Origin of the sequence: Bacillus methanolicus, assembly GCF_028888695.1 — a bacterium.
GTDB lineage: Bacteria > Bacillota > Bacilli > Bacillales > Cytobacillaceae > Bacillus_Z > Bacillus_Z methanolicus_B.
This window is the reverse complement of the sequence record NZ_PNFF01000002.1, coordinates 626,207-635,000: the sequence shown is the minus strand read 5'-3', so window position 1 is coordinate 635,000 and position 8,794 is coordinate 626,207. Positions and strand designations below refer to the sequence as shown.

The 8,794-nt window shown below is 44.3% G+C and carries 7 protein-coding genes and 2 rRNA genes (1 of these 9 only partly in view); all 9 read right to left on the bottom strand.

Annotated elements, in window-relative coordinates; all coding sequences use genetic code 11:
• A 23S ribosomal RNA gene (locus tag C0966_RS14715) occupies positions 1 to 970 on the bottom strand (it extends 1,963 nt beyond the left edge of the window).
• A 280-nt stretch (positions 971 to 1,250) separates the two neighbouring features.
• Positions 1,251 to 2,801, bottom strand: a 16S ribosomal RNA gene (locus tag C0966_RS14710).
• Together the 16S and 23S rRNA genes form the textbook arrangement of a ribosomal RNA operon.
• Positions 2,802 to 3,311: 510 nt before the next feature.
• Positions 3,312 to 4,796 (bottom strand): lysine--tRNA ligase, encoded by a 1,485-nt coding sequence (gene lysS / locus C0966_RS14705; protein WP_274856475.1) that lies wholly within the window; start codon positions 4,794 to 4,796, stop codon positions 3,312 to 3,314.
• A 203-nt stretch (positions 4,797 to 4,999) separates the two neighbouring features.
• Positions 5,000 to 6,001 (bottom strand): tRNA dihydrouridine synthase DusB, encoded by a 1,002-nt coding sequence (gene dusB / locus C0966_RS14700; RefSeq protein ID WP_274856474.1) that lies wholly within the window; start codon positions 5,999 to 6,001, stop codon positions 5,000 to 5,002.
• Positions 6,002 to 6,025: 24 nt separating this feature from the next.
• Positions 6,026 to 6,250: a helix-turn-helix domain-containing protein gene (locus tag C0966_RS14695; protein ID WP_274856473.1), complete on the bottom strand. Its 225-nt coding sequence runs from the start codon at positions 6,248 to 6,250 to the stop codon at positions 6,026 to 6,028.
• Entirely contained in the window at positions 6,202 to 6,726 is a 525-nt protein-coding gene (gene folK / locus C0966_RS14690) for a 2-amino-4-hydroxy-6-hydroxymethyldihydropteridine diphosphokinase (protein WP_274856472.1), read from the bottom strand. The genes C0966_RS14695 and folK overlap by 49 nt, the downstream gene beginning before the upstream one ends.
• A 3-nt stretch (positions 6,727 to 6,729) precedes the next feature.
• Complete coding sequence (gene folB, locus C0966_RS14685) at positions 6,730 to 7,089, bottom strand: dihydroneopterin aldolase (RefSeq protein ID WP_274856471.1); 360 nt, start codon at positions 7,087 to 7,089, stop codon at positions 6,730 to 6,732.
• On the bottom strand, positions 7,089 to 7,958 hold the full coding sequence (gene folP, locus C0966_RS14680) for a dihydropteroate synthase (RefSeq protein WP_425535949.1): 870 nt from the start codon (positions 7,956 to 7,958) through the stop codon (positions 7,089 to 7,091). Before folP ends, folB begins: the two co-directional genes overlap by 1 nt.
• Positions 7,934 to 8,794, bottom strand: coding sequence for an aminodeoxychorismate lyase (gene pabC / locus C0966_RS14675; RefSeq protein ID WP_274856469.1), 861 nt, complete (start codon positions 8,792 to 8,794; stop codon positions 7,934 to 7,936). Before pabC ends, folP begins: the two co-directional genes overlap by 25 nt.

Here is an 8,794-nt window from a genome sequence, read left to right as displayed (position 1 = left end):
TGGCATTCGGAGTTTGTCTGAATTCGGTAACCCGATGAGGGCCCCTAGTCCAAACAGTGCTCTACCTCCAAGACTCTTACACTTGAGGCTAGCCCTAAAGCTATTTCGGAGAGAACCAGCTATCTCCAAGTTCGATTGGAATTTCTCCGCTACCCACACCTCATCCCCGCACTTTTCAACGTGCGTGGGTTCGGGCCTCCATCCAGTGTTACCTGGACTTCACCCTGGACATGGGTAGATCACCTGGTTTCGGGTCTACGACCACATACTCATTCGCCCTGTTCAGACTCGCTTTCGCTGCGGCTCCGTCTTTTCGACTTAACCTTGCATGTGATCGTAACTCGCCGGTTCATTCTACAAAAGGCACGCCATCACCCATGAACGGGCTCTGACTACTTGTAGGCACACGGTTTCAGGTTCTCTTTCACTCCCCTCCCGGGGTGCTTTTCACCTTTCCCTCACGGTACTGGTTCACTATCGGTCACTAGGGAGTATTTAGCCTTGGGAGATGGTCCTCCCTGCTTCCGACGGGATTTCACGTGTCCCGCCGTACTCAGGATCCACTCAGGAGGGAACGAAGTTTCGACTACAGGGTTGTTACCTTCTCTGACGGGCCTTTCCAGACCTCTTCGTCTACCCCGTTCCTTTGTAACTCCATACAGAGTGTCCTACAACCCCAAGAGGCAAGCCTCTTGGTTTGGGCTGTTCCCGTTTCGCTCGCCGCTACTCAGGGAATCGCGTTTGCTTTCTCTTCCTCCGGGTACTTAGATGTTTCAGTTCCCCGGGTCTGCCCTCCTAACCCTATGGATTCAGGTTAGGATCCTATCCCATTACGGATAGGGGGTTTCCCCATTCGGAAATCTCCGGATCAATGCTTACTTACAGCTCCCCGAAGCATATCGGTGTTAGTCCCGTCCTTCATCGGCTCCTAGTGCCAAGGCATCCACCGTGCGCCCTTTCTAACTTAACCTAAAAGGTTTGAAACCTAAAATGGCGATACTCGGTTCTTCTTTTGCCTTCTTCAATACAATTATCTAGTTTTCAAAGAACGAACGGCAAATGATAAGCTTCGCTTTTCTTCGTCAGCTTCACTCACTCAGATCCTCACGTACAATCAGGTACGCTCCGGTCTTCGCTCGTTTGCTTCCTCAAATAGCTCGCTTCTGATTCACCTTATTATTAATGAAGGAATTGCTCCCTCAAAACTGAACAAACAAAAGCGATCAACTCTTCATATTTAAAATCCTTAGAAAGGAGGTGATCCAGCCGCACCTTCCGATACGGCTACCTTGTTACGACTTCACCCCAATCATCTGTCCCACCTTAGGCGGCTGGCTCCTTGCGGTTACCTCACCGACTTCGGGTGTTACAAACTCTCGTGGTGTGACGGGCGGTGTGTACAAGGCCCGGGAACGTATTCACCGCGGCATGCTGATCCGCGATTACTAGCGATTCCGGCTTCATGCAGGCGAGTTGCAGCCTGCAATCCGAACTGAGAATGGTTTTTTGGGATTGGCTCAACCTCGCGGTCTCGCAGCCCTTTGTACCATCCATTGTAGCACGTGTGTAGCCCAGGTCATAAGGGGCATGATGATTTGACGTCATCCCCACCTTCCTCCGGTTTGTCACCGGCAGTCACCTTAGAGTGCCCAACTGAATGCTGGCAACTAAGGTCAAGGGTTGCGCTCGTTGCGGGACTTAACCCAACATCTCACGACACGAGCTGACGACAACCATGCACCACCTGTCACTCTGTCCCCCGAAGGGGAACGTCCTGTCTCCAGGATTGTCAGAGGATGTCAAGACCTGGTAAGGTTCTTCGCGTTGCTTCGAATTAAACCACATGCTCCACCGCTTGTGCGGGCCCCCGTCAATTCCTTTGAGTTTCAGCCTTGCGGCCGTACTCCCCAGGCGGAGTGCTTAATGCGTTAGCTGCAGCACTAAAGGGCGGAAACCCTCTAACACTTAGCACTCATCGTTTACGGCGTGGACTACCAGGGTATCTAATCCTGTTTGCTCCCCACGCTTTCGCGCCTCAGCGTCAGTTACAGACCAGAGAGCCGCCTTCGCCACTGGTGTTCCTCCACATCTCTACGCATTTCACCGCTACACGTGGAATTCCGCTCTCCTCTTCTGCACTCAAGTTCCCCAGTTTCCAATGACCCTCCACGGTTGAGCCGTGGGCTTTCACATCAGACTTAAGGAACCGCCTGCGCGCGCTTTACGCCCAATAATTCCGGACAACGCTTGCCACCTACGTATTACCGCGGCTGCTGGCACGTAGTTAGCCGTGGCTTTCTGGTCAGGTACCGTCAAGGTACCGCCCTATTCGAACGGTACTTGTTCTTCCCTGACAACAGAGCTTTACGACCCGAAGGCCTTCTTCGCTCACGCGGCGTTGCTCCGTCAGACTTTCGTCCATTGCGGAAGATTCCCTACTGCTGCCTCCCGTAGGAGTCTGGGCCGTGTCTCAGTCCCAGTGTGGCCGATCACCCTCTCAGGTCGGCTACGCATCGTCGCCTTGGTGAGCCGTTACCTCACCAACTAGCTAATGCGCCGCGGGCCCATCTGTAAGTGATAGCCGAAGCCATCTTTCAGCTCTTTCCCATGCGGGAAAGAGGATTATCCGGTATTAGCTCCGGTTTCCCGAAGTTATCCCAGTCTTACAGGCAGGTTGCCCACGTGTTACTCACCCGTCCGCCGCTGACCTCAGGGAGCAAGCTCCCATCAGTCCGCTCGACTTGCATGTATTAGGCACGCCGCCAGCGTTCGTCCTGAGCCAGGATCAAACTCTCCAAAAAAGAGTAAGATTAAGCTCAAAAAAAGAATTAACGTTGACGCTTTTGTTTGTTCAGTTTTCAAGGAACAAGGTTACTGACTTCAATCACATCGTGATGAACATCAGCGAATTCTCTTCATGCTACCTTGCGACGAGCTGAAGATTTGCTTCTTCGAATACTCTGTGGCGCAGGAGCAATGTAAATAATTTCTAAAACTATCACTTAGATTTATTTTAGAAGTTCATATTAATTTCTTTCTGTGTCGCTCGGAAGCGACTTTTCTATAATACCAGGTGCGGAACCTTGTGTCAATACTTTTTTTCAATTTGTTTTATTGCTTTCTTGCAGCAACAGATAATAATATAGCACCATTATTTATTTGTTGCAATACATTTATTTATACTTTTTTACGCGATAGTCTAAGAAAAAATAATTCCGCAGAATCCCTTAATTATAATCTGAATTTTGATAATTAACTCCAATATAAAAAAACAAAGCGATTTCCAGTCGCTTTGCTTTTTTCGTTGGAGATTAACGATGGCGCATTAGCGGGAATAAAAGAACATCCCGAATGGATGGGGAATTTGTCAACAGCATGACAAGCCTGTCGATCCCGATTCCTAAACCGCCTGTTGGCGGCATTCCATATTCAAGTGCTTCAATGAAATCATCATCCATCATGTGAGCTTCATCATTTCCCTGCTCCCGTTCTTTAAGCTGAGCTTCGAAGCGTTCACGCTGATCAATTGGATCATTTAATTCAGTAAACGCATTTGCATGCTCACGGCCAACAATAAATAATTCAAAACGGTCTGTGAAGCGAGGGTCTTCATCATTCTTTTTAGCCAATGGTGAAATTTCAACCGGATGTCCGTAAATAAATGTTGGCTGAATCAATTTGTCTTCTACTTTTTGCTCAAAAAATTCATTAACAATATGACCGAACAGCATATGATCGTCAATTTCAACATTGTGCTCTTTAGCAAGTGCACGGGCTTCTTCAGTACTCATCTCTTTCCAGAAGTCGACACCAGTATACTCTTTAATTGCGTCGACCATATGAAGTCGTTTCCATTCCGGTTTTAGTTCCACTTCATGTTCGCCATATTGGATGGTTGTCGTTCCAAGCACTTCCTGTGCAATATGAGCGATTAAGTTTTCAGTTAATTTCATAATGTCACGGTAATCAGCATACGCTTCATAAAGTTCAATCATTGTGAATTCAGGATTATGGCGGGTTGATACCCCTTCATTTCGGAATACACGGCCAATTTCATATACCTTTTCAAGGCCGCCAACAATTAAACGTTTTAGATGAAGTTCGATGGCAATGCGCATATATAAAGGCATATCAAGAGCATTATGATGGGTAATAAACGGACGAGCAGAGGCTCCACCTGCAATCGCATGCATCATTGGCGTTTCCACTTCTAAATAACCGTGATCATCTAAATAACGGCGCATAGATTGGATAATCCGGCTGCGAGTAATAAATGTGTCCTTGCTTTCGTTGTTCATGATTAAGTCTAAATAACGTTGGCGATAACGCTGTTCCACGTCTTTTAATCCGTGGAATTTTTCCGGCAGCGGACGAAGAGATTTTGTTAGAAGAATGAATGATTCTACTTTTACAGAAAGTTCGCCAACTTTTGTTTTAAAAAGTGTACCTGTTACCCCTACAATGTCACCGAGGTCAGCCATATTAAAAATTTCATATTGTTCTACACCAACAGTATCGAGGCGAACGTAAATTTGAATTTGACCGGTTAAGTCTTGAATATGGGCAAACCCGGCTTTCCCTTTTCCACGCTTTGTCATGATGCGGCCGGCAATTGTAACAGAAACGTTTTTTGCTTCAATTTCTTCTTTTTCAAGATCTCCATATGTATTGATCAGTTCCTGCGCATGATGAGTTCTTTCAAACCGTTTACCGAAAGGGTCAAGACCTTTTTCGCGAAGCTGGTTCATTTTGTCTCTTCTTACTTTTAATTGGTCATTTAATTCTTCATGACTCACAATCAATCAACTCCAATATAAAAACTTCATGTAAAGCATCGTAATTGCATTAATTTGGCATGCATACTTTATTATTTTACACAATCTTATACAATTAGACATTATAAAAGTAATAAATAGAATAAAAACTGCCAGTTTATCCACTGGCAGCTTCTAATCATTAACACATGTATTATAGATAAAGAACCTATTTATGTCAAATCTTACACGGCTTGTGATTGACTCTGTTCTTTTTGTTCGACTTCTTCGACGAAATTATATAACAACGTAACAAGTTCATCGCGTGTATTGCATTCATTAATTGCATTTCGAACCTTTGCATTTCCACGGATTCCTTTAAGGTACCATGCAGCATGCTTTCTCATTTCCCGAACAGCAATGTTTTCATTTTTCAATGCAATCAAGCGGTCTAAATGAAGAATGCACACATCAATTTTTTCACGAGCTGACGGCTCTCCAATCAGTTCCCCGGTCTCAAGATATTTAACGGTGCGGTAAATCATCCATGGATTACCTAATGCAGCACGACCAATCATAACGCCGTCCACTCCGGTTTCATCTAGCATCCGCTTTGCATCTTGAGGAGTCTCTACATCTCCGTTTCCGATAACCGGGATGTTAACAGCTTGCTTCACTTCACGGATAATATTCCAGTCTGCCTTCCCTTCATACATTTGGTAACGAGTGCGTCCATGGATGGCTACCGCGCTTCCGCCGGCACGTTCTACAGCCTGCGCATTTTGAACGGCATAAACATGTTCTTCATCCCAACCTGTACGCATTTTTACCGTGACCGGTTTTTCTACCGCATCGACGACAGCTGCAACCATATCATAAATTTTGTTAGGATCAAGAAGCCACTTTGCTCCTGCATCAACCTTTGTAATTTTCGGTACCGGACAGCCCATATTAATATCAATAATATCGGCATTCGTATTTTTATCTACAAACTTAGCCGCTTCAACCAATGACTCTTTTTCGCCGCCAAAAATTTGCAGGCTCAGCGGTTTTTCGCGTTCATCGATATAAAGCATGTCCAATGTTTTTTCGTTCTTGTAAACGATCCCTTTGTCACTGACCATTTCCGCGTATACAAGGCCCGCTCCAAACTCTTTTACAGTCAGGCGGAACGCAGAGTTGCAAACACCAGCCATCGGCGCAAGCACAACCGGGTTTTTCATCTCAATATCGCCGATTTTCAGCATGTTGTACCTCCTTTTAAACTAAAGTTACGAATCTATATCATTTACCTCAGGCGGAATTAATTCCTCTATATGAATATTTAACAAAGATGCAACTTGTTCGAGGAAATCCCTTGAAGGCATTCGGTTTCCTCTTTCCACTTCTCCTAATATGGAAACGGAAACACCAAGCTCCTTTGCAAAACCTTCTTGTGTGTAACCCTTTAATTTTCGAAAAGCGCGAATACGTCTTCCCCATTTTTCTGCTTCCATATTCGAACTCCTTCTTTATTAGGGATTGATTCTAACAAAGGATCAAAAGGCTTCTTCATCACCGGAAGCGTGCTGTTTCTGATTTCCATAAAAGGAATCATGACAAATGCTCTTTCTTTCATCCGAGGATGAGGAACTGTTAGTTTCTCTGTTTCAATATTTTCGTTATTGTATAAAAGAATGTCAAGATCTATCGTCCGCGGACCCCACTTTATTTCCCTTTTCCTTCCAAACTTTTGTTCAATGTCAAGACAATTATCCAATAATTCAAAGGGTCCTAGAGATGTATTAACTTTAATTACCATATTCAAAAATTTATCTTGGTCTTCATAGCCGACCGGATCGGTTTCATAAATGGAAGAAGTTCTTACTACTTCGATTCCTTCAAAGTTATCTAATTCCAAAACAGCTTTTTTTAAATAACCGTATCGGTCCCCGATATTCGAACCAAGAGCGATATATGCATAATTTTCCACAAATTATCTTCTCCTTGTAATCTCTACTGCTACAGATTCATAATGACCGGGAATCGGCGGGTCCGGTTTCGTCACTTTTACTGTGCATGATTCAACCGTATTAAAATTGTAAAGGATTTTCGAGGCGATTTTTTCTGCGACTGCTTCCACGAGCTTATATGGTTTTCCTTCAACCACTTCCCGGCAGGCTTCATATAAGTCTCCATAGTTGACCGAGTCTTCCAGGTTATCACTCTCTCCCGCTTTCTTAAGATCACACTCAACTGTCAAATCAACAATAAAGCGCTGGCCGAGTTTTGTTTCTTCCGGAAATACTCCATGATAGCCATAGAAGGTCATTTGATTTAACATAATTTTGTCCATCAAATTTCCCCCTTTCCGATAAGGGTATCCATCATTTTGGCAACCCGGCTCATTTCTTTCACATCATGAACGCGAATGATGTGGCAGCCTTTCTGAATTCCGTAGCAGACTGTCGCTGCTGTGCCTTCTACCCGTTCAGTTACCGGTAGATCCAATACGTGGCCAATCATCGATTTTCGCGATGTTCCTAAAAGTACCGGAAACCCTAGTGCAACTAATTTGTCCAAGTTTCTCATCATTTCTATGTTTAGCGTCAGATCTTTTGCAAACCCGATGCCTGGGTCTAAAATAATCATATCATCTTTCACTCCGGCATTTTTGACTAACGTAATGCTCTCAAACAAATCATTGATCACATCGCGAAAGAAGACGCTATAATCCCGGTTGTTTCGATTGTGCATGAGGATAATTGGAACTTGAAGATCAGCCGCAACAGCAGCCATTTCCGGATCTGCTTTTGCACCCCATACATCATTAATAATATGGGCACCTGCCTTAATTGCTTGCCTTGCCACTTCCGCTTTATAAGTATCGATTGAAATCGGCACATTTACTTTTGAAGCAACCGCTTCGATCACAGGTATAACCCTCTCCAATTCCACTTCCAACGGTACAGGCTCATGCCCCGGGCGTGTTGATTCTCCACCGATATCAATTATATCCGCGCCGTTCTCTACCATTTCAAGTGCATGTTCAACAGCTGAGTCCAGCCGATTGTATTTTCCTCCATCCGAAAAAGAATCTGGTGTTATATTTAAAATCCCCATAATAATTGTTTTTTTTCCATAATCCAGCCTGTAAGGGCCGGCTTGAATGAATTGCTTATTTGCCACGTTCTTTCCTCCTAAACGATTTCGTTTCTGCTCCATAAAGTCATACAGTACTTGCGGAATTCCCGGTGCAGCAGCCGGACTGTCTTTCCATTCAGCCCTGCCATTTGCTTATTGTGAAAGTTCGAAACCGGAACGACTTCCTGTATCGAATTTGTCAAAAAGATTTCTTCCGCACTTTCGGCATCTTCCGGTTTATAAAAACCTTCCTGTACTTCATATCCCTGCTTTTCTGCAAGCTTTATGACAAACTGCCTGGTGACTCCATTTAAAATCCCCGTTTTGACAGACGGGGTGTACAACGTTTTTCCTTTTACCCAGAAAATATTTGAGACAATTCCTTCAGCCAAAAATCCTTCTTCTGTAAGAAAAATCCCTTCACGACGAGGATGATTGCCTATTTCATGCTTGGCTAAAAAATTATTAAGAAAATGGTGTGATTTTAATCGGAGTTCGGACTCGGGCGTATTTCTTTTAATATTTAAAATGGAAATTTCTTTCTCTGCTAATTCCCCGGCTGAAGGAAGCGGCTTTGAAAAAATGATCACATTAGGGCTTTCATACGGTTCTGTTTGCAAACCAACCTCTCCGGCGCCTGCTGAAACATTAAGCCTTATGTATGCGTTTTTCCAGCCATTCTTATTCATTAAGGATGCTAATATCTCTACTATTTCGCTTCGGCTAAACTCTGCACATATGTTGAGTGTTTTTAAACCGCTGTTTAGGCGCTCGAGATGATCATCGAGCAAAAAAGGATGCCCATCATAGATGCGAAAAGTTTCAAATAATCCGAGCCCGTATAAAAACCCGTGGTCAAATGGCGAGATCGTCGCCTCATTCTCCTTCACAAATTTTCCATTTATATAAATGTACAT

What these genes read in the sequence shown, in the direction of transcription:
- folP (WP_425535949.1), bottom strand. Translation starts at nt 7,958, where the DNA reads ATGGAGCAGAAACGAAATCGTTTAGGAGGAAAGAACGTGGCAAATAAG.
- folB (WP_274856471.1), bottom strand. Translation starts at nt 7,089, where the DNA reads ATGGACAAAATTATGTTAAATCAAATGACCTTCTATGGCTATCATGGA.
- pabC (WP_274856469.1), bottom strand. Translation starts at nt 8,794, where the DNA reads ATGTACATTTATATAAATGGAAAATTTGTGAAGGAGAATGAGGCGACG.
- C0966_RS14695 (WP_274856473.1), bottom strand. Translation starts at nt 6,250, where the DNA reads ATGGAAGCAGAAAAATGGGGAAGACGTATTCGCGCTTTTCGAAAATTA.
- dusB (WP_274856474.1), bottom strand. Translation starts at nt 6,001, where the DNA reads ATGCTGAAAATCGGCGATATTGAGATGAAAAACCCGGTTGTGCTTGCG.